The sequence below is a fragment of the Streptomyces sp. NPDC058464 genome (genome assembly GCF_042721035.1).
Lineage (GTDB): Bacteria > Actinomycetota > Actinomycetes > Streptomycetales > Streptomycetaceae > Streptomyces.
In genome coordinates this window covers 197,330-222,037 of sequence record NZ_JBHXMA010000016.1, presented here as the reverse complement: position 1 = coordinate 222,037, position 24,708 = coordinate 197,330, and the positions used below count along the sequence as shown (strand labels likewise).

Sequence of the window (24,708 nt, the reverse complement as noted above, 5' to 3'; positions counted from 1 at the left end):
GGGCGCCCAGGTGCCCGCGAAACCGAGCATCACCAGCGGTCCGGCCCAGCCGGTCGCGTGCATCCAGCGCCCGAAGAGCGTGTCGGCGGGCAGCGTGCTCTGCTGGCTGACCCCTGCGACGAACAGCCCCGGTGCGATCCAGCAGGCGAGCACCAGCAGCCGGATCCGCCACTGCGAGACCAGCTTCACCAGCTCGAAGCGGTAACCGCGCGAGACCGGGACACGACGGGCGCCGGTGGGTTCGGTGACGACGGGGGCGGTGGGGTCGGTGGCGGTGGTCGCGGTCATCGTCCGGCCTCCTGGTGCTCGGTGAGGGCGAGGAACGCGGCTTCGAGGGGGGAGACGACGGGGGCGAGTTCGCGCACCGCGACGCCCGACCGCACGACCTCCGCGACGAGTTCGTCGAGGGCGGGCACCAAGCCGCGCACGACGAGTACGTCGGGGTCCTTCCGCAGGCCGAGACCGCCGAGGCCGGTGTCGTCGACGAGCCGGATGCCGGCCGTGGCGGCGGCGAGCCGACGCGCGGTCTCGGCGTCCGAGGTGCGCAGCCGGTAGTCGAGTTCGCGGTTCTCGGCGGCCAGCTTGGTCAGCGGACCGGAGAAGACGACGCGTCCGGTGGCGAGGATGGTGACCTCGGAGCAGAGCGCCTCCAGGTCGTCCATCCGGTGGCTGGAGAGGACCACGGCGGTGCCGTCGGCGGCGAGCCGGGTGAGGACGCCGTGCACGTGCCTCTTGCCGGCCGGGTCGAGGCCGTTGGAGGGCTCGTCGAGGACGAGCAGCCGGGGCCGGGTGAGCAGGGCGGCGGCGAGCCCGAGCCGCTGGCGCATGCCGAGGGAGAAGCCGCGGGTCTTGTCGTCGGCGACGTCGGTGAGCCCGACCTCGGCGAGCACGTCGTCGATCCCCGTGGCCCCTGTGGCCCCCGCGCCCCCCGCGGTTCCCGTGCTCCCCGCGGTCCCGGTGTCGAGGCCGCGGAGCGCTGCCAGCGCGGCGAGGTTCTGCCGGGCGGTGAGCGAGGGGTAGAGCCCGGGCGCGTCCACGAAGCCGGCGACGCCGTCGGGAGCGGCGAGCGCCCGCTCGACCGGGGTGCCCAGGATCTCCAGCCGGCCGCCGTCGGCGACGGCCAGCCCGAGCAGCAGGCCGAGCAGGGTCGTCTTGCCGGCGCCGTTCGGGCCGACCAGGCCGTGGATCTGTCCTTGCGTCACGTCCAGGTCCACGGCGTCCAGCGCCACGACGTCACCGAAGCACTTGGTGATCCCACGGGCCCGGACTGCGTGCGGTGTGTCCATGAGTCCCATGCGTCCCTTCTTCCGCAATCCGCAGGGACTTTATGGAGAACACACAACTTGGGCACAGACGAATGGCTGAACGCCCGTCGAACGGTTCGTCAAGGCAACGGCAAGTCGGCCGAGGGGGAGGCGGATTCCGGCCGAATCCGGTCAACGTCCGGACGTACCCGGGTCGTATGACGTACTGCGCGGGGGCGGCGCTGCCGGAGGAGCGTCGGCCACCCGGCATGCGGCATCAGGCCGCTCCCGACGGCCGGAAGGCCCGCCGCCACGCTCCGGGGATGCTCTGAACCGCTCCTTGAGGAGCTCCGCGCGACGGAGGGAACCGCAAGGCGACATGAACGCGTCACCGCCGACGAGTGCCCGACGAGTGCCCGACGGACGGACGCCGGAGGGCGGCTTTCGGATCGGTTCCGAGGACTGCGGGGCGATGTGAAGGAACTTCGGGAAAGCGGCGAAGAGGGACGGCTGCCCGGCGGGGCGACGGCGGCGCGCCCCGAGCAGGACACCGGAGTGTCGGGCCCGGCCGCGTTCCGTCACCGGTTCCTTCCCGCGGTCGTGGCGTCGCTGGCCGCCATGACGCTGGCGGTGTCCTGCACGGACTCGTCCGCCCCGCACCGTCGTTCGCCCACCACGCAGCAGACGCCTGCCGAGAGCACGTCCGCGGGCACCGGGGCCGAGACCGGCGAGGACTGCGATCGGCTGCGGTCGCTGAAGCCGCTCGACCGCATGCCGGAGCCGGGCGGCCGGATGCCGAGCGGATCGGCGATGGAGCGGATCGTCGCACGCGGCCGGCTGATCGTGGGGGTGGACCAGAACACCTACCTGTTCGGCTATCGCGACACCGACACCGGACAGCTGAGCGGGCTCGACATCGACCTGGTTCGGGAGATCTCCCGGGCCTTGTTCGGGCGGCCGGACCGGGTGCAGTTCAAGACCGTGCCGTCCTCGCGTCGCATCGAGATACTGGAGCGCGGCGAGGTCGACCTGGTCGCCCACTCCATGACGATCACCTGCGAGCGCATGAAGCGGGTGCTGTTCAGCAGCGACTACCTCGATTCCGGCCAGCGCGTCCTGGTCCCCGACACCTCCCCGGTGAAGAACCTGGCCGATCTCGCCGGGCAGAAGGTGTGCACGGCCCGGGGCACCACCTCACTGGACGAGTTACGCCGCGCCCGCCCGAAAGTGCGGCCCGTGACCGTCGCCGACTGGACCGACTGCCTCGTACAGCTGCAGCTGGGCAACGTGGCCGCCGTGTCGACCACCGACAACGTCCTCGCCGGACTCAGCGCCCAGGACCCCACCACCCGCATCACCGGCCCACGGTTCACCTACGAGCCGCACGGCATCGCCGTCTCGAAGAAGTCGCCGGAGCTCGTCCGTTTCGTCAACGGCGTGCTCGCCCGCCTGCGCGCCTCCGGCAGACTCCGCGCCCTGCACGAACGGTGGTTGGGCGCCTACGGGGATTTCTACCCACCCGCGCCGCGCTACCGCGAATGACACCGCCCGCGCGTCCAGGGTCCCCAGGGCCTCCAAGGCATCCAAGGCCTCCGGCAGCGGTCACCCGAAGTCGTCGGTGTTCAAGGTCCGATGCGATGGTCGCCTCTGCGGGTTCCGAGCCCGCGGCCGGTTCCGATACGGATCCGCCAGGCGGACCCGTCACGGGGCCCGTTGATCACCACCAGCATTCCGGGGAGCAGTTTCAGCCTCTTGCGTCGGAGTCGGCCCGCCAGGCCGCCGTTGGTGTAGACACAGTCCTGCCAGCGGAGTTCGGGGGTCAGAGTGCGGACCGAGACCATGCCGGACCACTTGTGCCACGACCGGGTGACGATCCGCGCGACGGCGGGCGGACCCGTGTAGCGGAGTACCTCCCCGCCACTGCCGCAGATCGCCTGGTCGAAGGTGGGCAGTACGTCGAGCGGGGTGACGCGCAGGTCCCAGCCTCCGTCACCCTCGGTCTGGAGCAGCGTCGGCCCGGGGCCGAGTCCGACGATCGCACCGCCCTCGGGGTGGTCGAAATCGGCGGACAGGGTCGCCTCGTAGTCGCGTGACTCGACGCGGACATCCAGCTCGGAGCCGCTCCCCACGTCTGTCAGGCACCACACCCACAGCGCGGCCGGCACCCCCGTGTAGACGAGGGCTTCCGCACCGATCCCCCGGGTCGTGGTGGTCTCCACCGGGCAGGCCGCGGACAGCGGCAGTACACGCAGCAGCCACTCGCAGTCGTCGGCATTGCTGACCTCGACCCGGCCGGCCGCCGACCAGATGGGCGGCGTGTCGTGGTCGAACAGGAACCTGGCACGGTCGACGCCGCCCACAGACCAGGGGATCTGGTCGTCGAAGTCCGTGCGCAGCCTGAGGTACGGGCGAGCGGGGCGAACGCAGACGAGTTTGGTGAACTCGAGGATCGCCGGTCCCTGCGGGTCCGGCTTGACGATCTCGACCGTCTGGTTCCCGATCCCCCGGCGGCAGAAGACTCCACCGTCCTCGGCCTCGTCCTGCTCCAGCGGGGTGACGGAGATCGACCACCGCCCGGTCCCGTCGATGCGCAACCGCTGCGGCCCCGCGAGGCCCACCTTGTACTCCCAGGTCCGCGGCTCCTCCGTACGGCTGTGCTCGGGCTCCGAGTTCCGGACCAGTGGGGTGCCGCTGGCGCCGACCAGCGTGAACCTGCCCGCGTGGGCACGGTGGACCACGGTGGCCCAGCCCTGCGGTCCCCGGTAGTCGAGTACCGATGGTCCCGTGCCCTCGGCTGCCTCGGTGAACGGACGCACGTCGGCTGTCATCGCATCGCGCTCCCCGATGTGTCGTACCGCAGGCTAACCGGCGGCCGCCTTGATCAGAACATGACGTCGTTGGTCGTACGCGGACATCGGCCGACGGGACGCCGGCGGAACCACGTGCCCGCAACGGGCAAGGAACTCCGGGCACATCCCGCCCGCACCCGGCCGACGACGGTTCCCCCGCCGCTCAACCGGCGTGCAGCAGCAGCCCGATCCCGACGACCAGCAGGCCCGCCGCCGCGATCCTGGGCGCCCCGAAGCGCTCCTTGAAGAAGACCGCCCCGATGGCCGCGCCGACGATGATCGACGACTCGCGCAGCGCGGCCACCGGTGCCAGCTCGGCGCGGGTCTGTGCCCACAGGACCAGTCCGTAGGCGAGGACGGAGAGCAGGGCGCCGAAGAGCCCGAGGGCCGCGAACGGGCGGGCCGCGGTGAGCAGTTCGCCGCGTCTGCGGTACAGGGCGTACGCCGGGATGGCGAGCCCCTGCAGGGCCATCAGCCAGGCGATGTAGCCCACGGAGGATCCCGAGGCCCGGACCCCGAGGCCGTCGAGGACGGTGTACGCGGCGATCGTCAGGCCGGTGGCGAGGGCGGCCCCGATCGCCGTCCAGTCGGGGCGGCGGCCGCGCAGCCCCCACAGGGCGACCCCGGTGAGCCCGGCGCAGGACACGGCGATGCCCGCGGCCGCCGGGGCGTCCGGCACCTCGTGCGCGAACACGGCGGCGAACAGCGTGACCAGGAGCGGCGCGGTCCCGCGCGCGATCGGGTACGCCTGCCCGAAGTCCCCGAGCCGGAAGGAGAGCATCAGCAGCGCGAAGTAGGCGACATGGACGACCGCGGAGGCGATCAGGTACGGCCAGGCGCCGGCCGCCGGTGCGGCGGAGAACGGCATCAGCAGCAGGCCGATCAGCACGCCTCCGCCGGCGATCAGCGAGGAGCCGACGAGTTTGTCGGTGATCCGGTGGGCGATGGCGTTCCAGCTCGCGTGCGTGACCGCGGCGAGCAGGACGGCCGCGGTGACCAGTGGGGTCACGCGGTGGGCTCGCGCACGTCCACGACGGTGGCCCCGGCGTGCTCCACCAGGGCTGCGGGCGCGATCGGGAAGACGGCGTGCGGGTTGCCGGCCGCGGCCCACACGACGTCGTGCCGCAGCAGCGCCCGGTCGGCGAGCACGCGCGTGCGTGTCCGGTGTCCGAAGGGCGGCACGCCGCCGATGGCGTACCCGGTCGTCTCGCGTACGACGTCCGCCCTGGCCCGGGTCACCTTCTCGGCGCCGAGTTCCTTGCGGACCAGTTCCACGTCGACCCGGGAGGCCCCGTCCATCAGCACCAGCACCGGCACCCCGTCGGCCGCGAAGATCAGCGACTTGCAGATCTCGCTGAGCTCGCACCCGACCGCCGCGGCGGCCTCGGCCGCGGTACGGGTCGCGTCCGGGAACCGCCGGATTCGCGAGGTCAGCTCCCCGAGGCCGAGGTCCTCCAGGGCGGCGGCGAAACGGGGATGGGCACCGGAGTCCCCGGCGTCGGCGTCAGTGGCGGCTGTCGTCGTCATGGGGGCACGCTAGCCAAGCGGGGGAAGTGACGGCGAGTGGTTAACGCGGGGCGGGGTGCCGGGGCGGTCACGGCACGAGGAAGCCGGTGAGGGTGCCCCGTCCCCACGGACCCTCACCGGCGGTCTGTCGTGCGCCCTTCGTCAGGCGCGTACCAGCTCCCGGTCCTCGTCGTCCCTGCCGGAGTCCTCGCCGGAGTCCTCGCCGGAGTCCTTGCCGGCGTTCTCGTCGGACAGGGCGCGCAGGCCCTCGCCCTCGACGTCGACGTTGGGCAGCGCCCGGTCCAGCCACTTCGGCAGCCACCACGCGCGCTTGCCGAGCAGGGCGAGCACCGCCGGGACGATCGCCATGCGGACGACGAACGCGTCGAAGAAGACGGCGATGGCGAGGCCGAAGCCGATCATCTTGATCATGGACTCGCTGGACGTGATGAAGCCGCTGAAGACGGACATCATGATGATCGCGGCGGCGGCCACGACCCGCGCGCTGTGCCGGAAGCCGGTCACCACGGCCTGGCCCGGCGTCTCGCCGTGGACGTACGCCTCCCGCATCCGGGTCACGAGGAACACCTCGTAGTCCATGGCGAGACCGAAGACCACGCCCACCATGAAGATCGGCATCATCGACATGATCGGGCCGGTCTGCTCGACGCCGAGCAGGCCGCCGAGCCAGCCCCACTGGAAGACCGCGACGACGGCGCCGAGCGCGGCGAGCACGCTGAGCAGGAAGCCGAGGGCCGCCTTCAGCGGGACCAGGATCGAACGGAAGACCGCGATGAGGAGGAGGAAGGCGAGGCCGACCACCAGCGCCAGGTACGGGACCAGCGCGTCGTTGAGCTTCTGCGAGAAGTCGATGTTCATCGCGGTGGTGCCGGTGACCAGGACCCGGGCGCCGGTGTCGGCCTTGACGTCGGCACCCTGGTCGCGGATGGCGTGCACCAGGTCCTCGGTCTGCACCGAGGACGGCTTGGAGTCCGGGATCACCGTGATCGTCGCGGTGTCGCCGGCCTTGTTGAACGCCGCCGGGGTCACCGTCACGACGTCCTTGAGGCCCTTGATGTCGTCGGCCACCCTGGTGGCCGCGACCTTGGGGGTGTCACTGCCCTTGGCGTCGACCACGATCATCAGGGGCCCGTTGAAGCCGGGGCCGAAGCCCTCCGACAGTAGGTCGTACGCGCGGCGCTGGGTCGTGGACGTGGGCTGCGAGCCGTCGTCGGGCAGGCCCAGTTCGAGCTGGGTGGCCGGGAGGGCGATCGCGCCCAGTCCGACCACGCCGAGCAGCAGCACGACCGCCGGGCGGCGGACCACAAAGCTCGCCCAGCGGGCGCCCAGGCCGGGCTTGTCCTGGCGGGTGGCATGGGCGTGCGTCCGGCGCTTCTCGCCCGCGGCCCTGACCCGCCGGCCCGCGTAGCCGAGCATCGCCGGGATCATGGTCAGCGCGATGAGGACGGAGACCACGACCGTGCCCGCCGCCGCGAGGCCCATCTTCGTCAGCATCGGCACGCCGACGACCGAGAGGCCCGCGAGCGCGATCACGACGGTGAGGCCCGCGAAGACCACCGCCGAGCCCGCCGTACCGGCCGCGCGGCCGACCGCCTCCTCGCGGTCGCGGCCCTCGGCCAGTTCGCCGCGGTAGCGGGAGACGATGAACAGCGCGTAGTCGATGCCGACCGCGAGACCGATCATCAGCGCCAGTGTGGACGTGGTGTCGCCGAGGTCGAGTGTCTTGGCGAGGGCGGTGATGGTGGAGACGCCGATGCCGACGCCGATGATCGCCGTGAGCAGTGGCAGTCCGGCCGCGACCAGTGAGCCGAGGGTGATGACGAGGACGACGGCGGCGATGGCGAGACCGATGGCCTCACCGGCGCCTCCCGCCTCGGCCCCGGCCTGGAGCGCGTCACCGCCGACCTCGACGGTCAGCCCGGCCTTCTGGGCGTCGTGCGCGGCCGCCTCCAGCGCGTCGCGGGAGGAGTCCTTGAGCTCCGTGCCGGAGACGTCGTAGCGCACCGAGGCGTAGGCGACCATGCCGTCCTTGCTGACGGCGTGCTGCTTGTAGGGGTCGGCGACGGAGGTGACCTCCGAGCCGCCGGCCAGTTCCTTCACGGTCTTCTTGACGGTCGCCTTGTTGAGCTTGTCCGTCATCTTCTCGCCGGCCGGCGCCTTGAAGACGACCCGCGCGGTGGCACCGTCGGAGCTGGAGCCGGGGAAGCGCTGGTCCAGCAGGTCGAAGGCCTTCTGGGCCTCGGTGCCGGGGATCGAGAACGAGCTGGAGCCGGCGGCGGGGGCCGAGGCGGCGGCGACGCCGGCGAGGGTCAGCAGCGCCACCCATATGAGGGCGACGTAGTGCCGTCGCCGAAAGGCGAGCCGGCCGAGTTTGTAGAGGAACGTGGCCACGAGGGCGTACTCCCGGTCAGGTCGTGGGGTTTTCAGGGCAGGGGTGATCAACCCGGTGGGGGCAGGGCTGATCGGCCCGACGACGTGAGCGGAGACGTCAGGTGGGCTTGCTGCGGGGAGTCGTCAGCAGGTGACGGGTGCGCCGAGGGCGGGGAGCACGACGGCGTCGATGTACGACAGCAGGAAGGTCTGGGTGGGCGGCTGCTCGTCGATCAGGGAGCGAGCGGCGAATCCACCGATCATCATGTGCATCACGAAGTCGATCGCCGGGTTGTCGGCACGGATCTCACCCCGGTCGATCGCCCGTTGCAGCACCTGGCGGAACCCGGCCATCTCGGGCTCGATCAGGTGCTCCTTGAACGCCTGCAGGAGATCCGGGTTGCCGTGGATCGCCATGGCGAGCCCCCGCATCAACGCGGAGCTCTGCTCCATCTCGCAGTCGTCCGAGCGCATCGTGAGAGCGTGCAGGTCGCCGCGGAGCGACCCGGTGTCGGTCTCGTCGATCGCGGCGCCCGGCTTCTGGTACCGCACCGCCCTGGCCACCAGCTCGGCCTTGCCGCCCCACTGGCGGTAGAGGGTGGCCTTGCTGGACTTGGTGCGGGCGGCGACGGAGTCCATGGTGAGGGCGTCGTAACCGACCTCACGGAGCAGGTCGAGCACGGCCTCGTACAACTCGGCCTCACGCTCGGGCGTGATGCGACTGCGACGCGCCGTTGCGACCTCAGTCATGCCACTCACCCTTCACTGCTCCATGGGCACCTTCGTGCTTACACCTCGAAGATACCCTGCGATCTACAGAAACGAAACCGTTTCGTACGTGTGCTGTCTCACGTGGCTGAGAAATCCGTGAGTTCCCACGAGTTGCTGGCCCCCCGCCACCGGAAAAGCATGGGGAGGTGAGCTATCTGCGCCTGCCGCATCTCAGCGGAGACCTGTTGTGCTTCGTGGCCGAGGACGACCTCTGGCTGACCTCGCTCGACACCCCGGGCCGCGCCTGGCGGCTCACCGTCGACCGCACCAAGGTCGGCCACCCCCGCTTCTCGCCTGACGGCCGCCGGATCGCGTACACCAGCTGGCGCAGCCTGGTCCCCGAGATCCACCTGGTCGACGTCGACGGCGGACCCGGCCGGCAGCTGACCTACTGGGGCAGCGCCGACACCCAGGTCTGCGGCTGGACCCCGCCCGACGCGGACGGCAGGGCCGACATCCTGGCGGTCGCCTCGCACGGGCAGCCCTTCTCCTATTTCACCTGGGCCTACAAGGTCTCCCCCGACGGCGACCCGGGCCGCAAACTGCCCTGGGGCCCGGTCGCCGACATCCAGGTCGCCGACATCGCGGACGAACGCAGGACCCTGCTGCTCACCGGCACCCCGCCGCACGAACCGGCCGGCTGGAAGCGCTACCGGGGCGGCGCCATGGGCCGGCTGTGGCTGCACGGGCAACGGCTGCTCGAAGGCATCGGCGGCCACCTGTGCTCCCCGATGTTCGTCGGCGGCCGGATCGCCTTCCTCTCCGACCACGAGGGCGTCGGCAACCTCTACTCCTGCGCCCACGACGGCTCCGACCTGCGCCGGCACACCGACCACGACGCCTTCTACGCCCGGCACGCCGCCAGCGACGGCACCAGGGTCGTCTACCAGTGCGCGGGCGACCTGTGGCTGGTCGACGACCTCGGCCCGGACGCGACACCCCGGAGGCTCGACGTACGCCTCTCCGGGCCCCGGGCCGGGCGCCGCCCCTACCAGGTGCCGGCCGCCCAGCACGTCGACGGCGTCTCCGTCGACGAGACGGGACGGGCCAGCGCCGTCGTCGTCCGCGGCAGCCTGCACTGGCTCACCCACCGCGACGGCCCGGCCCGCACCATCGCCGACACGCCGGGGGTACGGGTGCGGCTCCCGGAGATGCTCGGCTCGACCGGGCAGATCGCGTACGTCACGGACGCCGGGGGCGAGGACGCCGTCGAGATCGCCCACCTGCCCCGGGCGACCGGCGCCCGCCCACCGCGCCGGCTGGCCTCCGGGAAGCTGGGCCGGGTGCTCGAACTGGTCTCGGACCCCCTGGGTGAACGGCTGGCCGTGGCGGCACACGACGGCCGACTGCTGCTCATCGACGTGACCGAGGAGGTCGAGGTCGTCGAGGGCGCCGAGGTCGTCGAGGGTTCTGTTGATTCCGCGGATTCCATTGATTCCGTTGATTCCGCTGACAACATTGACGAGGTTGACAAGATTGACGAGGTTGATTCCTCCGAGCCTTCCGACATTGACTCCGTTGACGGCGCGGGCTCCGACGACGTGGTCACCGAGTTGATCCAGTCGATCAATGGACCGGTCCGTGATCTGGCCTTCTCGCCGGACGGGTCATGGTTGACCTGGTCGCATCCGGGCATCGGCCGGTCCCTGCGGCAGATCAAGATGGCCCGCATCAGCGACCGGCTCGTCATCGACGTCACCAACGGCCGCTTCGAGGACGAGAACCCGGTCTTCACCCGCGACGGCCGCTACCTCGCGTTCCTCTCCTGGCGCGGCTTCGACCCGGTGTACGACGTCCACACCGGCGACCTGTCGTTCCCGCTCGGCTGCCGCCCCTACCTGGTCCCGCTCTCCTCCGCGACCCCCTCCCCCTTCGCCCTCAACCCGGACGGACGCCCGGCAGCCGGCGGCCTGGACCCCGTCGAGGACGAGGAGGAGCCCGGTGACGGCAGCGCGGTGACGGTCGAGGTCGAGGGCCTGGAGAGCCGGGTGACCCCGTTCCCGGTCACCGCCTCCAAGTACTCGGCGCTGTACCCGGTCGCGGGCGGCGGCCTGGTCTGGCTGCGCTGGCCGATCTCGGGCGCGCTGGGCGAGACCTTCGTCAACCCGGCCGACACCAGCGGCCGGCCGACCCTCGAGTACTTCAACATCAGCAAGGCGAAGAAGTCCGAACTCGTGGACCACCTCGACTGGTTCACGGTCAGCGGCGACGGCAGCCGGCTGGTCGTGATAGACGAGGGCGAGCTGCGGGCCGTTCCGTCGACCGAGTCCGGCGACGGCGACACCACCGTCTGGATCGACCTGCGCCGCATCCTGCACGAGGTCGACCCGCCCGCCGAGTGGCGCCAGTCGTACGCCGAGGCAGGCCGCCTCATCCGGGACTACTTCTGGGACCCCGGGATGTGCGGCATCGACTGGGACGGCGTGCTCGACCAGTACCGTCCGCTGGTCGAACGGGTCGCCTCCCCCGACGACTTCGCCGACCTGCTCCGCGAGGTCCTCGGCGAGCTCGGCACCTCGCACGCCTATGTCACCCCGGCCCGCCGCAACGAGGGCCCGCCGCACTACCAGCGCTTCCAGGGCCTGCTCGGCGCCAACCTCGTGCGCCGGGACGGCGGCTGGACGGTCAAGCGGATCCTGCCCGGCGACTCGTCCGACTCCAAGGCGCGGTCCCCGCTCGCGGGCACCGGCATCCGGGAGGGCGCGGTGCTCACCCACGTGGACGGCCGTCCGGTGGACCCGGTGACCGGACCGTTCCCGCTGCTCGCGGGGGCGGGGGCGACGACGGTGGAGCTGACGTTCACCCCGGGCGAGGGCGAGTCGGGGCCGCCGCGCCGGGTCGCCGTCCTCCCGCTGATCGACGAGCGGCCGCTGCGCTACCAGGACTGGGTGGCCAAACGCCGTGAGGTGGTACGGGAGATGAGCGGCGGCAAGTGCGGCTACCTGCACATCCCGGACATGGGCGGCTCGGGCTGGGCCCAGTTCAACCGCGACCTGCGGATGGAGGTCTCCCGGCCGGCGCTCATCGTCGACGTGCGGGGCAACGCGGGCGGCCACATCAGCGAACTCGTCGTGGAGAAGCTCACCCGGACCATCCTCGGCTGGGACCTGACGAGGAACGCCCAGCCGGTGTCGTACGCCTCCAACGCCCCGCGCGGCCCGATCGTCGCACTCGCCGACGAGGCCACCTCCTCCGACGGCGACATGATCACGGCGGCGATCAGGCTGCTGCGGCTCGGCCCGGTCGTCGGCCAGCGCACCTGGGGCGGAGTGGTCGGCATGACCGGCCGGCACCGCCTCGGCGACGGCACGGTGATCACGGTGCCGATGAACGCGGCCTGGTTCGAGGACTACGGCTGGTCCGTGGAGAACCATGGCGTCGCCCCCGACGTGGAGGTCCTGCGCACCCCCCTGGACTGGGCGGAGGGCCGCCACGTCGAGATGGACGACGCGATCCAGCTGGCCCTGGACCTCCTCACCGACCACCCGGCGGCGGTCCCCCCGGACTACACCGAGGTCCCCGACCGCTCCCGTCCGAAGCTCCCACCGAGGCCGACGGCCCCCTGAGACGCCGGGGAGCGTCCCCACCAAAGGGGCGCGGGGAACTGCGCGACAAGCCCCCACCAGCCTGCACCCGTCCCCAACCGCCACCACCCAAAACAAAACGCAGGGCGCCCTCCAAGAAGAAGGGCGCCCCACGCCTGTCGGCCAAGCCAAGTGCAACGACTACGCGTCGTAGTCCTGGTCGAACCGGTCCTGCATCTCCTGCTCGGCGTCGTCCAGGTTCTGGCGACCGCGCTCAGGAATCTGCCGGCCGCGCTCCTGCGCCTGCCGACCGCGCTCCTGCGCCTGCTGGCCACGCTGCTGGGCCTGCTGGCCACGCTCCTGGCCCTGCTGGCCGCGCTCTTGGCCCTGCTGGCCGCGCTGCTGCGACTGCTGCGCCTGCTGCTGGCCCTCGGGCATCTTCTGCTTGGCCTGTCCCTGCATCTTGCCGGCCTTGTCCTTCATACCCATATGGGTTCACTCCCGTGGAGGGTGAGGGGATCGGCCCTCAGTGGGGCCTCGACCAGACTCACACGGGCCGACTACGCTCGCATTTCGATCAATGACGGTGCGTAGCGCGCGCCTCCTCGTCGGCCGCCCCACCTGCACCGACGAGCCCTGTACGGATGCCCTGCAAGCGGGGGGCGAACCGCTCCATCTCCCGCTGCCCGACCGTGCCGATCAGCGCCGGCAGGTACCCGCGCACGCCCTGCATCCCCCGCAGCCACCACTGTCCGTACACGTGCGCGGAGCGTCGCTCGATCCCGGCCACGATCCGGTCCACGGCCGGCCCCAGCGGGTACGTCTTGTTCGCCGGCCACGGCAGCCGCTGCCGCAACTCCCGCATCACGTCGTCCTGGTCGGCGCCGCGCACCATGTCGGTGTCCGTCCAGGACAGGTACCCGACCCCGACCCGAACCCCCTGGTGGCCGACCTCGGCGCGCAGACTGTGCGCGTACGCCTCCACGCCCGCCTTGGACGCGCAGTACGCCGTCATCATCGGCGCCGGCGTGATCGCGGCCAGCGACGCGATCTGCAGCAGGTAGCCGCGGCTCTCCGCGAGGAGGGGCAGGAACGCCCGCCCCGTCACCGCCGAGCCGATCAGGTTGACCTCGATCACCCGCCGCCAGGCCTCGGGGTCGGAGTCGGCGAACGGACCGCCGTTCGCCACCCCGGCGTTGGCCACCACGATGTCGACCTTCCCGAACCGCTCCTTGACCTCCCGCGCGACCCGGCTCATCGCCTCGTGGTCGGTGACGTCGGCGTACCAGTGGGCGCTGTCGGTGTGCAGCCGCCCGGAGACCTCCTTGAGGGTCTCCTCCTCCAGCCCGACCAGCGCGACCTTCGCCCCGCGCGCGGAGAGCTTGCGGGCGAGCAACTCGCCGACACCGCGCGCCGCTCCGGTGACGACGGCGACCTGTCCTTCGAGACCGACCCTGCTCATGAGCCCTCCTTGATCCGCTCGGGCCCGTCGGCGCCGGCTTCTTCAGGGGCGCCGGTCACGTACTCGGTGACCAGTTCCCGGATCTTTCCGTTGACCAGCTCCGGTGCCTCGACCGGGGTCATGTGGCCCATGCCCGGCAGTTCGGTGAGGCCGACGGGGTGCGGCAGCGCGGCGACCAGCGCGCGGGCGTGCACCGGGGGCGTGAGCCGGTCGGCCGTGCCGGTGACGATCGCGGTGGGGGCGCGCAACTCCCGTACGCCGTGGTCCAGGTCGAGCTGGGCGAGGACGAGCGCCCAGGCGTGGCGCACGGCGCGCGGGCAGGCGTGCACGATCCGTGCGCACGCCTCCACCATGTGCGGGGCCGAACCCGGGCCCATGGTCGCGTACTTGAGGATGCGCCGGGCGACGGGCGTGACCGGTCCGAGCGGGGCGCGCGTGGCAAGGACCCGCGCCGTGAGCCAGGTACGCAGACCGCCGGCGCGCAACGGCAGCACGCGCGACTCCGCGACCAGCCGCGAACTGCCGGTGCTGCACAGCAGGACGGCGGCGGCGTGCTCGCGGAAGCGGGGGCGCGCGGCGGCCGCCATGACGGTCATGCCGCCCATGGAGTGGCCGACGATCAGGGCACGCTCCCCGCGCGCGAGTGTCTGCGCGAGCACCGCTTCGAGGTCGTCCGCCAGCGCCTGGGTGCTGCACGCGGGGCTCGCGGGACTGCGCCCGTGCCCCCGCTGGTCGTACGCGACGACCCGGTGGTCGACGGCCAGTTCCCGGATCTGCGCGGCCCAGAAGGCGGTCGAGCAGGTCCAGCCGTGGGCGAGGACGACGGGGGGCGCGTCCTCGGGACCGTGCACCTCGACGTGCAGGCGGGCGCCGTCGGCGGAGACGACGGTGAGTTCGCGGGCGGGTGCGGGCGGGGCGTACGGCCCGGAGGTCACGTGGGTGAGCCGGCTCATGCGCCCACCTCCGCGTCCGCGGCCTTCTCGCCACCGGTGCCGATCGGCAGGGGTGCGCGGACCACGTCGTACTCCGCGAGATCCACCCGCTGGGTCGCCCGCCGGAACTCCGTGGTCGTACCGGGCCAGATGGTGGTGTTGCGGCCGTTCGCGTCCAGGTACCAGCTGGTGCAGCCGCCGGTGTTCCAGACGGTGCGCTTCATGCGCTCCTGGACCTTGTCGTTCCAGGCGGCCACGGCACCGGGGCGCGCGTCCAGGGCCGCCCGCCCCCCGAGGACGCGCAGCTGGCGCAGATAGTCGGCCATGTAGTTCAGCTGGGACTCGATCATGAGGATCATGGAGGAGTTACCGAGGCCGGTGTTGGGCCCGATGATCGTCATCCAGTTGGGGAACCCGGCGGCCGAGGCACCGCGCAGCGCCTCCATGCCGCCCTTCCAGGCCTCCGCGAGGGTCCGTCCGTCGGCGCCGACGACCCGCTCCGCGATGGGCATGTCGGTGACGTGGAAGCCGGTGCCGAAGATGATCGCGTCGACCTCGGCGCTGCTGCCGTCGGCGGCGACGACCGTCGACCCACGCACTTCGGCGAGCCCGCTCGCCACCACGTCCACGTTGGGCTGCGCGATCGCCGGATAGTAGGCGCTGGAGAGCAGGATCCGCTTGCAGCCGATGCGGTAGTCCGGGGTGAGCTTGGCGCGCAGTGCCGGGTCCTTGACGGCACGGGCCATGTTGCGCTTGGCGAGGCTCTCCACCAGGCCGAGTTCGTCGGGCCGCTTGGTGAACGCCTGGACCTGGAGTTCGCGGATGCCCCACAGGAGCCCGCGCCTGGCCTGGGTGGTGAAGGGCAGCGCCCGGTGCAGCCGGCGTTCGGCGGCGCTGATGGCCCGGTCGACGCGGGGCATCACCCACGGCGGGGTGCGCTGGAACAGGGTGAGCTGCGCGACCTCGGGCTGGACGGCGGGCACGATCTGGATCGCGGAGGCGCCGGTGCCGACCATGGCGACCCGCTTGCCGCGCAGGTCGTAGTCGTGGTCCCAGCGGGCCGAGTGGAAGACCTTGCCCGGGAACGAGTCCAGCCCCGGGATCTCCGGGATCTTCGGGTCGGACAGCGGCCCGGTGGCGGAGACGACGACGTCGGCGGAGAAGGCGCCGGCGGCGGTCTCGATCTCCCAGCGCAGCGCCTCCGCGTCCCAGGTCATCCGCTTCACCTCGGCGTCGAAGCGGAGATGGGGCCGGAGCCCGAACACGTCGGCGACGTGCTCCAGATAGGCGCGGATGTGCTCCTGCCCGGAGAAGGTGCGCGGCCAGTCGGGGTTCGGCGCGAAGGAGAAGGAGTACAGGTGGGAGGGCACGTCGCAGGCGCACCCCGGATAGCTGTTGTCCCGCCAGGTACCGCCGACACTGCCGGCCCGTTCCAGGACGACGAAGTCGGTGATCCCCTCCCTGCGCAACCGCACGGCCGCACCCAGCCCGCCGAACCCGGACCCGATCACCGCCACCCGTACATGCTCGTGCTGGGCCATCCCGGAGCCTCCACACCTCGCCCGTGATTACGCCAGTGAACACTGGCACGGTTGGACTGTAGAGCAGCTCCGTACCGATGGGTAGGGTCCGGACGGAGGACGTTTACATCAGCGGCTCCGCCGCGGGTACCGGCGGTACAACATAGGCTGCGCACGTGGCAGACCACGGCGCGCGAAAGACCTCCACGGCCCCCGACCAGCGGCCCGACCTGGGCGGCGGGCGCGAGTACCGCATGGAGGAACTGGCCGGACTGGCCGGCATCACCGTGCGCACCCTGCGCTTCTACCGCGAACGCAAGCTGATCCCGCCGCCCCGCCGCGAGGGCCGCATCGCCTGGTACGACGACCACCACCTGGCCCGGCTGCGCACGATCTCGGCGCTGCTGGAACGCGGCCACACCCTGAACGGCATCGCCGAGCTCGCGGAAGCCCTCGACCAGGGCCGCAACGTCGCCGACCTGATCGGCGTCGGCGCCCCCACCGAGGAGGAGCCGGTCCGCCTCACCCCCGAGGAGCTCGCCGCCCGCTTCGAGGGCGAGGTCACCCCGGAGAACCTCGCCGCCGCCATGGATCTCGGCTACCTCGGCACCGACGGCGACGACATCGTCCACATCAGCCGCCGCCTGCTGGACGCCTCCTCGGCCCTGGTCCGCGAGGGCTTCCCGCTCGCCGAGGTCCTGGCGGCCGGCCGCACCGTCCGCGAACACGCCGACGCCCTCGCCGAACTCTTCGCCGAACTCGTCCTGCGCCACGGCCCCGAGGAGGACATGGAACGCCTGCGCCCGCTGGCCCGGAGCGTGGTGGAGGCGGAAGTGTCCCTGGCCCTGGACCGACGGCTGCGCAAGGGGCCGTGACGATCAGAACACCGATGAAGACCGACGGAGACCGACGGAGACCGACGGAGACCGACGAGAACTGATCAGAGGTCGTACACGACGGTGACCGGCGCATGGTCGGACCACCGCTCGGCATGCGTGGCCGCACGCTCCACGAAGCCCTTCACCGCCTTGGCCGCGAGCCCGCCGGTGGCCAGCTGGTAGTCGATGCGCCATCCTGAATCGTTGTCGAAAGCCCGCCCCCGGTACGACCACCAGGAGTACGGCCCCTCGGCGCCCGGGTGCAGCGCGCGCACCACGTCCACGTACCCGCCGTCGGCCGGGTCCAGGACGTTGCCGAGCCACTCCCGCTCCTCGGGGAGGAAGCCGGAGTTCTTGGTGTTGCCGCGCCAGTTCTTCAGGTCGGCCTGCTGGTGGGCGATGTTCCAGTCGCCGCAGACGACGACCTCGCGCCCGTCGGCGGCGGCCCGCTCGCGGAGCTCCTTGAGATGGGCCAGGAACTCGCCCATGAACCGGTACTTCTCGTCCTGCCGCTCGGTGCCCACCTCCCCGGAGGGGAGATAGAGGGAGGCGACGGTCACACCGGGCAGGTCGGCCTCGACGTAGCGCCCGCTCGCGTCGAACTCGTCCGAACCGAAGCCGATGCGCACGCGATCCGGCTCACGCCGGGTGTACAGGGAGACGCCCGCGCGCCCCTTGGCGGCCGCCGGGGCGTGCACCACGTGCCAGCCGCCGGGCGCGCGCACCTCCTCCGGGAGCTGCTGCGGCTCCGCGCGCACCTCCTGGAGGCAGAGCACATCCGCGGAGGTCTCCGCGAGCCACTCCACGAAGCCCTTCTTGGAGGCGGCCCGCAGCCCGTTCACATTCACCGTGGTCACAGTCAGCACGCGGGAACGATACCGGCACACTGGACGGAGTCCGGATGTCCACCGCGTTCACCGCCTGCACGAATATACGATGCCTTACATGAATATACGCCGAGTCGCCTTCGACCACCCCGACGCCGTCAAGCTGAACGACGAGGTCCAGGCCGAGTACCAGCTGCGCTACGGCGACGGCGGCGACGCCACCGTCCTCGACACGGCCGACTTCGAGCCGCCGAACGGCGTCTACCTGATCGCGTACGACGAGTCCGACCGCCCCGTGGCCACCGGCGGCTGGCGCAGCCAGGACGCGAACGGCGAGGGCAACGAGGACGGCGACGCCGAGCTCAAGCGCATGTTCGTCGTCGAGGGGATGCGCGGCCTCGGTCTGGCCCGCCGCATGCTCGCGGCCCTGGAGGACGACGCCCGCACGGCCGGCCGCCTCCGGATGGTCCTGGAGACCGGCACCAAGCAGCCGGAGGCCATCGCCCTGTACACCTCCAGCGGCTACGAACCGTGCACCAAGTTCGGCTACTACCGGCACTACGAGTCGAGCCGGTGCTTCGCGAAGGCCCTGGGGGCGGACGCACCGGCGGCCCGGTAGGCGGCAACCGCCGCAACCGCCGCAACCACCGCGACAGACCTGCCGGGTGGCGGCCCAGCCGTCGTCCGAGCCGGTTCCCGCCCACTGAGTCCGCCGCTCGGCACCCGGTATCGGCCACCCCCGAGCAACTGATCACTGCGCCTCATCCACACACAACGGCGGACCGGACAAGGGGTGTCACATACCGCCCTCTCGGAACGTCACCGGGACAGCTGGAGCATCCCCGACGTGCTGAGCAACAACGTTGCGGCGGTGAGTGCGAATGCCAGCCTCTTCTGCCAGCGGCGGCGTGCGGCGATGTGGCCGGTGATCTGCGCGGAGGTCATTGCGGTCACACCGTCGCGGTGCCCTTCGCGGGCGGTCAGCGTGAGCGTCTTGCCGACGGTGGCGACGCAACCGGCGACCAAGACGTCGATGTCGGGCCGGACGACATCCTCCGTGACCGTGAAGCCTGTGGTGTTGGACATGTGCTTGAGTGCGGTTCGGTCGACCCGGCCGGTGTCGCGCAGGCTCGCCAGGTGCGGGCCGGGGGTGAGGAACTGCCGGTCCGACGGCGGCCGCGTGCACTCTTCAACAATGCGTTCGACCAGGTCGTTCTTCCGGCCCGGTACCAGGCTGCGGGTGCACAGGCCCGGGTCCAGCACGACCGAGGTGGCGTCCGCGACCGCGACCGCGACCAGGTCGGGGTCGCAGCGGTCCTCGTAGAGGACGACGTGACGGGTACCGCCATTCGATCCCTCCTCATCGTCGCGGGTGACGCGAACCCGGTACCAGACGCATGCGGAGCCCGACAACGGAGCGGTCAACGTCCCGGCCGTACCGGCCGTGGTACGACCGGCGATGACGACCGCGCCGCGCACGCCCTGCAGCAGGTGCGCTTCGGCCGGCTGCGAACTGTGCTGGAGGGTGTCCCACAACTGCACGAGCCAGTCCCGGATCCGCGCCTCATCGCGACGCCTGACCATCAGCCGGAGCAGGCCATACCCACTGATCGCCGCGAAGGACAGCAGAAACAACCCGGCCGCAAAGCGCTCCTGCGGGCTGCCTGCCGCCACGGTGGGCGCGACCCCCATCGGCCCGTCGAACGCCAGCATGTCCACCGACTGACTCTATCGGCGTAAGGATCGGCCACGTACCACGTGGGCCGGACACACCTTGCCGAGCACGCGCCCCGCCTCCTTGTCCTGCTCAGTACTGCAGGGCCGTCGACACGTCCCGTCCGATGCGTTCGACGGCGGTGAGGTCGAGCCCGTAGTGCACATGGCGGCCATGGCGCTCCACCTGGACCAGGCCCAGGTCGCGCAGGGTGCGCAGATGCCGCGCGACCTGCGGGCGGGTCATCGACAGCCGGTCCGCCAGGTCGGCGGTGGTCATCGCCTGACGTGCGATGAGGCGGCACAGGCGTACCCGACGCGGATCGGTGAGCGCCAGCATGCGGCTGCGCGCCAGGGTGACGCCGATCTCCGGGACGTCGACGGGGAAGTGCACGACGGGGGGAAGTCCCGGCTCGTCCTTCATCAGCAGGTGCGGGGCGCCGTACCGGGTGGGGATCAGCAGCAGGGGCGTACGGGCGGGGCTGACCACCGCGTGGTGCACCTTGTCGAAGACGACCCGCGCGGGGCCGTCCAGACGGGCGCTGGACGGGCTGAGCGAGAGCAGCGCTGCCATGGGCCCCTCGTCCGCGAGTCGTCGGCGCACCCGGTGGGCGACCCGGGACAGGACGGGCTCGGTGCGCGCCCACAGCTCGTCGAAGTAGACGCGGCGGCACAGGTCGAGGAAGTCGAGCACGTCGGCGCGCAGGGACTCCGGGTCGCGTAGCAGGTCCTCGGCGAGGGCGGAGTGCGGATCCGGCAGTCCGGACGCGGTCTGGCGCAGCGCACGCGCCTGCGCCGGGTCGTGGAGCACCCGGCCGAAGTCGAAGGCGCGGTAGCCGCTGGCGCAGGTGTACGCGGTGAGTTCGGCGAACCGGTCCACCGTGAGTTCCGCCAGGGGCGTCTGGAGCCCGGGGTAGAACCCCCGCCAGCGCAGCGCCGTCCACAGCGGGGCGAACCGTGCGAGGCCTGCCCGGAAGGCGGCCGGCCCGGCGGCGGCGGTCCGCTCGGCCCAGGCTGCGTGCTCGGTGTGATGGCCGTGTCCGGTCAGCACATGCAGGCTCGCGGCCAGCTCGGCGGGCGGGTACACGGTGACCGTGAACCGGTCGGAGGCGGCACCTTCCAGGACGATCACGACCGACATGAGCGGGAGTGTACGGCGCTCTCACCCCGCCGCCCCCTCGAACTCGGCCCGCGCAGCCGCCAGCACCTCCGGCACCGTGAGCAGTGCGGCGACCACCTCGGCGAGCCCGGTCGCCGCGACCTGCGTGCGGTCGTGAGCCAGCGGCGTCGCCGCGGCTTCCCGCATGGCCTCGGAGTGTGCGGGCGTACCGGCGTCGGCGATCTGAACGTAGGGGTGGATGACCGGCATCAGCTGCGAGAGGTTACCGATGTCGGAGGACCCGGCGGGGCCGTCGGGGTCGTAGGGCCCTATGTCTGCGCCGAGCGCGCGCACCGTCTCCCCGAACCGCTCCGCGAGAACGGCGTTGTTGCGTCGCTCCGCGTACAGCGGCCCGGTCTCGGAGACCTCCGCCTGCGTCTGCGTGGCGAGCGCAGCCCCCGCCGCGGCGGCCCGTACCCGCTCCACCAGCGCCGCGGCCGACGCGGCCGTACGGTCCCGTACGTACAGGTCGACCGCGGCCTGCGCGGGGACCACGTTGGGCGCTTGACCGCCGTCGACGACGATGCCGTGCAGCCGGGCGCTCGGCGGGACGAACTGCCGCATCGAATCGAGGGCGTTGAGAAACAGCTGGGCGGCGGCCAGCGCGCTGCGCCCCTGCCACGGCGACACCGAGGCGTGCGCGCCGACCCCGGTGAACGCGACCCGCAGGTGCGCCGCCGCGAGTCCGGGCCGGCCGCTCAGCCAGCGGTCCCCCGGGTGGAACATCAGCGCCGCGTCGACCCGGTCGAAGACCCGCGCGTCGGCCAGCCGCACCTTGCCCGCGCCGCCCATCTCCTCGCCGGGGGTGCCGATCACGGCCACCGTGCCCGGGTGCGCGGGCAGCGCCCGTACGACGGCGATGGCCGCGGCCACCCCTCCGGCCGCGATGAGGTTGTGGCCGCAACCGTGCCCGACGCCGGGCAGTGCGTCGTATTCCGCGAGGACGGCGACGCGGGGCCCCGGGCGGCCGCCCTCGTGCACGGCCACGAAGGCGGTGTCGAGGCCACCCGCGGGTGCGGTCACCGTGAAGCCCGCCTCGGCCAGCCAGCGGGTCAGCACCTGCTGGGCATGGAACTCGGCGAACTTCAGCTCGGGGTGCGTGTGGATGGACAGGCTGACGGCGTCCATGCGGGGCCGCAGCGCGGCCAGTTCGGCGGACAACGCCTTCACAGAAGTCGTCTTCAAGGACGACATCGGGACTCCCCTCGTACGACGCGTGGAATGACGTGCTGTCAGGTACGACGAGACTGCGGCCGGGCATGGGCGAGTGGCCGCCGATTACCGCGGCCCAGGCAACCCTCCTCGCCCTGATGATCCTCACCATCAACCTGGGCACCCTGCTCACCTGGGGCCGGACGACAGAGCAGAGTCCCGGCGCTGTCGCAGACCGCATCTACACGTGACGCCCCGCACGCCACCGGGAAGGTCCGCATGCCCAGCGACGGCTCCAGCGCGCTTACCGCAGCGTGACCACCCGCAAGCCCAGGCGAACAAGCCGCTCACGGCTCCGTCGACGCTCGGACACGCCATCGAACGAACCCCGGAAACCAGAAATCCCGCCCGATCAAGAAGATCGGACGGGATCTCGTCAACTACTCCTGAGCGAACTCAAGAACAGCCGTGCAGTGGACCTGAGGGGATTTGAACCCCTGGCCCCCTCGATGCGAACGAGGTGCGCTACCGGACTGCGCCACAGGCCCTTGCAACGAGTGAAACTCTAGCATCCCCGTCGGGGTGCTTGGAAATCCGTTCCCTGACTGGTCAGGAGCGGGGTGCGGAGGCGCCCCGCGCCCTCTCCCTCAGGTCATTCGTTGGCCGCGCGCGGGCGGTCGCCGTCCTCGTACTGGTCGAAGAGGGGGGTGCGGCCGCGCTCGCGGGCCCGGCGGGCGGAGGCCGCACGGCGGGCGTCGGTCCGGCCGTCGGCCGTCCTGTCCTCGTCGGCGGCGGGCGCCTGCTCCTCCGCCTCCGCCTCGGCCTCGGCCTCCGGCGCCGCCGGCCTGGTCTCCTGCTCCGGCGCGACGGCGCTGGACCGCGCGGAACTCCACGCGTCCGGCGCCCCCAGGTCCACGTCGGAGGTGGCGCGCGGCGCGACCGGCGCGGTCACGTACGTCGGCAGGGGCACCGGCACCGGGTCCCAGCTGTCCCCGTGCCCGGGCCGCCGCTGCCGCTCGCGCTGCTGGTCGACCCACTCGGCGTGGTCGGTCTGCTCGACGAGGGCGCGCCGGTCGGCGGCGAGGGCGGACAGGCCGGGGTCGGTCGCGGGCTCTGGTCCTTCCTCCGGTTCGTCCGCGCCTGCCCCGGGGTCGAGGGGCGGGCGGCGGCGCGGCTGGCGCTCCCGCAACCGCTGCGCGGCGGCCTCGGCCTGACGCCGGTCCATCTGGTAGGCGAAGCGCCGGCGCTCCTGTGCGCGCAGGTAGGCGATGTAGGCGCTGAGCATGACGGCGGGCACGCCGGGTGCCCACAGGAACGCGAGCCCTCCGACGGCGGCGACGATCGCGCCCAGCGTGAAGGCGGCGAAGAGCATGACGGTGGTGCGTCGGCGGCGCGCGAGTGCCTTCGAGCGCCGGGCGCGTTCCGCGGCCGCCTGTGCGGAGGGCGCGCGCCGTGCGGCCGGAACCTGTTTGCGGGCGGGCGCGGAGCCCGACTTGGGCGCGGGAGTGGAGGTGGACACGGGGGCGGATGCCGGGGCCGGCGCGGCGCCTGTCTGACGGGGCGGCGCGGACGGGGACTTGGCCGCCGGCGCGGCCGTCTGGTCGCGCGCCGGTTCCTGACGCCCGGGCGCCTCCGGTTCCCTCTCCGTCCGGACGTCCGCCCGGACGTCCGCCCGGACCTGACGGCGGGTCGGAGGCATGGCGAAGGCCCGGACGTCCACCGAGTCGGTGGCGGCGTCCGGATCGCCGGCGTCCTGCTCCCCCTCCGAGGCGGAGCGCGCCCGCAGGTCCCTGGCGTACCGACGCTCCATCCCCGCCCGTCCGGACAGCAGCCGGATGGCGGTGCTGAAGCGTTCCGTCGGACGGGCCTCGTTCAGCTCGTCCTGCCTACGGAGCCACATCGGCACCAAGTAGGCGGCCCAGGCCCCGACAATGACTGCGTAGATGAGGCCGCTGCTGCTCACGCCTCACACGGTAGAGGGGTTTGCGTGGGGCCATCTGCCAATTGCGCCGGTGTGTCGCACGATCTGGCTGATATTTCGAGCTTTTTTTGTGACCGATGCGATCAGCAGGCCACCGGAGCCGCGAATTCAATGGCCCGAGATGGTCAACAACCGATCAATTTCGAACATGCATTCAATTTGTTCGGCTAGCCGGGATTCCCTGGTGTGTTCTGGGCGCTCTGGGAGCGTGCCCGCTGCCAGCGGCCGAGCAACCCCTCGGGCACCTCTTCCGCGGTGAGGGCGAACACGAGGTGGTCGCGCCAGGCGCCGTCGATGTGGAGATAACGCGGCCGCAGCCCCTCCTCACGGAATCCGAGTTTCTCCACGACCCGGCGGCTGGGCCGGTTCTCCGGGCGAATGCAGACCTCGATGCGGTGCAGACCAACGGTGCGGAAACAGTGGTCCACCACGAGCGCGACGGCCGTCGGCATCACCCCGCGGCCGGCCACCGACTGGTCCACCCAGTACCCGACGTGGCCCGAGCACATCGACCCCCAGGTGATCCCGGCGACGGTCAACTGCCCCACCAGGCGCCCCTGGTACTCGATGACGAACGGCAGCATCCGGCCCGCGTTCGCCTCGGAGCGCAGATGCCGGACCATCTGCCGGTAGGTCGGCCGGTGCGCTATCGGACCGCTCGGCGTGGGCGGCGGGATGGTCGCCTCCCACGGGCGCAGCCAGTCGCGGTTGCGCCGGTTGACCTCGCGCCAGGCCCGCTGGTCGCGCACCTTTATGGGCCGGAGGACGACGTCGCCGTCCACCAGCACGACAGGCCAGG

The 24,708-nt window shown here is 71.9% G+C and carries 21 protein-coding genes, 1 tRNA gene and 1 pseudogene; 5 read left to right on the top strand and 18 right to left on the bottom strand.

Annotated features, from left to right (window positions below; translation table 11 throughout):
- Together ACFWPQ_RS22525 and ACFWPQ_RS22520 are read right to left on the bottom strand one after the other, a co-directional pair.
- A pseudogene (locus ACFWPQ_RS22525) lies at nt 1-288 on the bottom strand (ABC transporter permease); the annotation flags it as partial.
- Entirely contained in the window at nt 285-1,286 is a 1,002-nt protein-coding gene (locus tag ACFWPQ_RS22520) for an ABC transporter ATP-binding protein (protein ID WP_384037450.1), read from the bottom strand. The gene ACFWPQ_RS22520 and the pseudogene ACFWPQ_RS22525, both read right to left, overlap by 4 nt.
- A gap of 432 nt (nt 1,287-1,718) precedes the next feature.
- Between ACFWPQ_RS22520 and ACFWPQ_RS22515 the strand changes: the two genes are divergently transcribed.
- Nucleotides 1,719-2,786: a glutamate ABC transporter substrate-binding protein gene (locus tag ACFWPQ_RS22515; RefSeq protein WP_384037405.1), complete on the top strand. Its 1,068-nt coding sequence runs from the start codon at nt 1,719-1,721 to the stop codon at nt 2,784-2,786.
- 80 nt (nt 2,787-2,866) lie between these two features.
- On the opposite strand, the gene ACFWPQ_RS22510 is transcribed toward ACFWPQ_RS22515, so the two are convergent.
- The 5 genes from ACFWPQ_RS22510 to ACFWPQ_RS22490 all read right to left on the bottom strand — a co-directional run bounded on the left by ACFWPQ_RS22510 (nt 2,867) and on the right by ACFWPQ_RS22490 (nt 8,740).
- Nucleotides 2,867-4,072: a hypothetical protein gene (locus tag ACFWPQ_RS22510; protein WP_384037402.1), complete on the bottom strand. Its 1,206-nt coding sequence runs from the start codon at nt 4,070-4,072 to the stop codon at nt 2,867-2,869.
- Nucleotides 4,073-4,256: 184 nt separating this feature from the next.
- Entirely contained in the window at nt 4,257-5,102 is an 846-nt protein-coding gene (locus ACFWPQ_RS22505; protein ID WP_384037399.1) for an EamA family transporter, read from the bottom strand.
- Nucleotides 5,099-5,620 carry a YbaK/EbsC family protein gene (locus tag ACFWPQ_RS22500; protein ID WP_384037397.1) on the bottom strand — a complete coding sequence of 174 codons (522 nt, stop codon included), beginning with the start codon at nt 5,618-5,620 and terminating at the stop codon, nt 5,099-5,101. Before ACFWPQ_RS22500 ends, ACFWPQ_RS22505 begins: the two co-directional genes overlap by 4 nt.
- 141 nt (nt 5,621-5,761) lie before the next feature.
- Complete coding sequence (locus ACFWPQ_RS22495; RefSeq protein ID WP_384037394.1) at nt 5,762-8,011, bottom strand: MMPL family transporter; 2,250 nt, start codon at nt 8,009-8,011, stop codon at nt 5,762-5,764.
- Between the two features lie 123 nt (nt 8,012-8,134).
- The gene (locus tag ACFWPQ_RS22490; protein ID WP_384037391.1) at nt 8,135-8,740 is read right to left on the bottom strand and encodes a TetR/AcrR family transcriptional regulator; all 606 of its coding nucleotides are present in this window, start codon (nt 8,738-8,740) and stop codon (nt 8,135-8,137) included.
- A gap of 167 nt (nt 8,741-8,907) precedes the next feature.
- On the opposite strand from ACFWPQ_RS22490, the gene ACFWPQ_RS22485 reads away from it, so the two are divergent.
- A complete protein-coding gene (locus ACFWPQ_RS22485) occupies nt 8,908-12,327 on the top strand; it encodes a S41 family peptidase (protein WP_384037388.1) in 3,420 nt (1,139 codons plus the stop codon).
- Between the two features lie 159 nt (nt 12,328-12,486).
- Here ACFWPQ_RS22485 and ACFWPQ_RS22480 read toward each other — a convergent pair whose 3' ends face one another.
- The 4 genes from ACFWPQ_RS22480 to ACFWPQ_RS22465 all read right to left on the bottom strand — a co-directional run bounded on the left by ACFWPQ_RS22480 (nt 12,487) and on the right by ACFWPQ_RS22465 (nt 16,220).
- Nucleotides 12,487-12,768, bottom strand: coding sequence for a hypothetical protein (locus tag ACFWPQ_RS22480; RefSeq protein ID WP_384037385.1), 282 nt, complete (start codon nt 12,766-12,768; stop codon nt 12,487-12,489).
- A 94-nt stretch (nt 12,769-12,862) separates the two neighbouring features.
- The gene (locus tag ACFWPQ_RS22475; RefSeq protein WP_384037382.1) at nt 12,863-13,747 is read right to left on the bottom strand and encodes an SDR family oxidoreductase; all 885 of its coding nucleotides are present in this window, start codon (nt 13,745-13,747) and stop codon (nt 12,863-12,865) included.
- The gene (locus tag ACFWPQ_RS22470; protein ID WP_384037380.1) at nt 13,744-14,700 is read right to left on the bottom strand and encodes an alpha/beta fold hydrolase; all 957 of its coding nucleotides are present in this window, start codon (nt 14,698-14,700) and stop codon (nt 13,744-13,746) included. The genes ACFWPQ_RS22475 and ACFWPQ_RS22470 overlap by 4 nt, the downstream gene beginning before the upstream one ends.
- Nucleotides 14,697-16,220: a flavin-containing monooxygenase gene (locus tag ACFWPQ_RS22465; protein ID WP_384037377.1), complete on the bottom strand. Its 1,524-nt coding sequence runs from the start codon at nt 16,218-16,220 to the stop codon at nt 14,697-14,699. The genes ACFWPQ_RS22470 and ACFWPQ_RS22465 overlap by 4 nt, the downstream gene beginning before the upstream one ends.
- 233 nt (nt 16,221-16,453) lie before the next feature.
- On the opposite strand from ACFWPQ_RS22465, the gene ACFWPQ_RS22460 reads away from it, so the two are divergent.
- Complete coding sequence (locus tag ACFWPQ_RS22460) at nt 16,454-17,074, top strand: MerR family transcriptional regulator (RefSeq protein ID WP_384037447.1); 621 nt, start codon at nt 16,454-16,456, stop codon at nt 17,072-17,074.
- A gap of 65 nt (nt 17,075-17,139) precedes the next feature.
- Here ACFWPQ_RS22460 and ACFWPQ_RS22455 read toward each other — a convergent pair whose 3' ends face one another.
- A complete protein-coding gene (locus ACFWPQ_RS22455; protein ID WP_384037374.1) occupies nt 17,140-17,943 on the bottom strand; it encodes an exodeoxyribonuclease III in 804 nt (267 codons plus the stop codon).
- A gap of 79 nt (nt 17,944-18,022) precedes the next feature.
- Between ACFWPQ_RS22455 and ACFWPQ_RS22450 the strand changes: the two genes are divergently transcribed.
- A complete protein-coding gene (locus ACFWPQ_RS22450) occupies nt 18,023-18,523 on the top strand; it encodes a GNAT family N-acetyltransferase (protein WP_384037371.1) in 501 nt (166 codons plus the stop codon).
- Between the two features lie 200 nt (nt 18,524-18,723).
- Here the strand turns inward: ACFWPQ_RS22450 and ACFWPQ_RS22445 are convergent, their stop codons facing one another.
- The 3 genes from ACFWPQ_RS22445 to ACFWPQ_RS22435 all read right to left on the bottom strand — a co-directional run bounded on the left by ACFWPQ_RS22445 (nt 18,724) and on the right by ACFWPQ_RS22435 (nt 21,970).
- Nucleotides 18,724-19,623, bottom strand: coding sequence for a hypothetical protein (locus ACFWPQ_RS22445; protein ID WP_384037368.1), 900 nt, complete (start codon nt 19,621-19,623; stop codon nt 18,724-18,726).
- Between the two features lie 88 nt (nt 19,624-19,711).
- A complete protein-coding gene (locus ACFWPQ_RS22440; RefSeq protein WP_384037365.1) occupies nt 19,712-20,758 on the bottom strand; it encodes a DUF5937 family protein in 1,047 nt (348 codons plus the stop codon).
- Between the two features lie 21 nt (nt 20,759-20,779).
- Nucleotides 20,780-21,970: a M20 family metallopeptidase gene (locus tag ACFWPQ_RS22435; RefSeq protein WP_384037362.1), complete on the bottom strand. Its 1,191-nt coding sequence runs from the start codon at nt 21,968-21,970 to the stop codon at nt 20,780-20,782.
- Nucleotides 21,971-22,002: 32 nt separating this feature from the next.
- Between ACFWPQ_RS22435 and ACFWPQ_RS22430 the strand changes: the two genes are divergently transcribed.
- Nucleotides 22,003-22,179, top strand: coding sequence for a hypothetical protein (locus tag ACFWPQ_RS22430; protein ID WP_384037359.1), 177 nt, complete (start codon nt 22,003-22,005; stop codon nt 22,177-22,179).
- A 223-nt stretch (nt 22,180-22,402) separates the two neighbouring features.
- On the opposite strand, the gene ACFWPQ_RS22425 is transcribed toward ACFWPQ_RS22430, so the two are convergent.
- The 3 genes from ACFWPQ_RS22425 to ACFWPQ_RS22415 form a co-directional block, all read right to left on the bottom strand.
- Nucleotides 22,403-22,476, bottom strand: a tRNA-Ala gene (locus ACFWPQ_RS22425).
- A 104-nt stretch (nt 22,477-22,580) separates the two neighbouring features.
- On the bottom strand, nt 22,581-23,891 hold the full coding sequence (glpR, locus tag ACFWPQ_RS22420) for a gephyrin-like molybdotransferase receptor GlpR (RefSeq protein WP_384037356.1): 1,311 nt from the start codon (nt 23,889-23,891) through the stop codon (nt 22,581-22,583).
- 185 nt (nt 23,892-24,076) lie between these two features.
- Nucleotides 24,077-24,697: a GNAT family N-acetyltransferase gene (locus ACFWPQ_RS22415; RefSeq protein ID WP_384037353.1), complete on the bottom strand. Its 621-nt coding sequence runs from the start codon at nt 24,695-24,697 to the stop codon at nt 24,077-24,079.
- Nucleotides 24,698-24,708: the final 11 nt, after the last annotated feature.

What these genes read in the sequence shown, in the direction of transcription:
- ACFWPQ_RS22480 (WP_384037385.1), bottom strand. Translation starts at nt 12,768, where the DNA reads ATGAAGGACAAGGCCGGCAAGATGCAGGGACAGGCCAAGCAGAAGATG.
- ACFWPQ_RS22510 (WP_384037402.1), bottom strand. Translation starts at nt 4,072, where the DNA reads ATGACAGCCGACGTGCGTCCGTTCACCGAGGCAGCCGAGGGCACGGGA.
- ACFWPQ_RS22475 (WP_384037382.1), bottom strand. Translation starts at nt 13,747, where the DNA reads ATGAGCAGGGTCGGTCTCGAAGGACAGGTCGCCGTCGTCACCGGAGCG.
- ACFWPQ_RS22440 (WP_384037365.1), bottom strand. Translation starts at nt 20,758, where the DNA reads ATGTCGGTCGTGATCGTCCTGGAAGGTGCCGCCTCCGACCGGTTCACG.
- ACFWPQ_RS22470 (WP_384037380.1), bottom strand. Translation starts at nt 14,700, where the DNA reads ATGAGCCGGCTCACCCACGTGACCTCCGGGCCGTACGCCCCGCCCGCA.
- ACFWPQ_RS22500 (WP_384037397.1), bottom strand. Translation starts at nt 5,620, where the DNA reads ATGACGACGACAGCCGCCACTGACGCCGACGCCGGGGACTCCGGTGCC.
- ACFWPQ_RS22450 (WP_384037371.1), top strand. Translation starts at nt 18,023, where the DNA reads ATGAATATACGCCGAGTCGCCTTCGACCACCCCGACGCCGTCAAGCTG.
- ACFWPQ_RS22435 (WP_384037362.1), bottom strand. Translation starts at nt 21,970, where the DNA reads ATGTCGTCCTTGAAGACGACTTCTGTGAAGGCGTTGTCCGCCGAACTG.
- ACFWPQ_RS22520 (WP_384037450.1), bottom strand. Translation starts at nt 1,286, where the DNA reads ATGGACACACCGCACGCAGTCCGGGCCCGTGGGATCACCAAGTGCTTC.
- ACFWPQ_RS22460 (WP_384037447.1), top strand. Translation starts at nt 16,454, where the DNA reads ATGGAGGAACTGGCCGGACTGGCCGGCATCACCGTGCGCACCCTGCGC.
- ACFWPQ_RS22490 (WP_384037391.1), bottom strand. Translation starts at nt 8,740, where the DNA reads ATGACTGAGGTCGCAACGGCGCGTCGCAGTCGCATCACGCCCGAGCGT.
- ACFWPQ_RS22465 (WP_384037377.1), bottom strand. Translation starts at nt 16,220, where the DNA reads ATGGCCCAGCACGAGCATGTACGGGTGGCGGTGATCGGGTCCGGGTTC.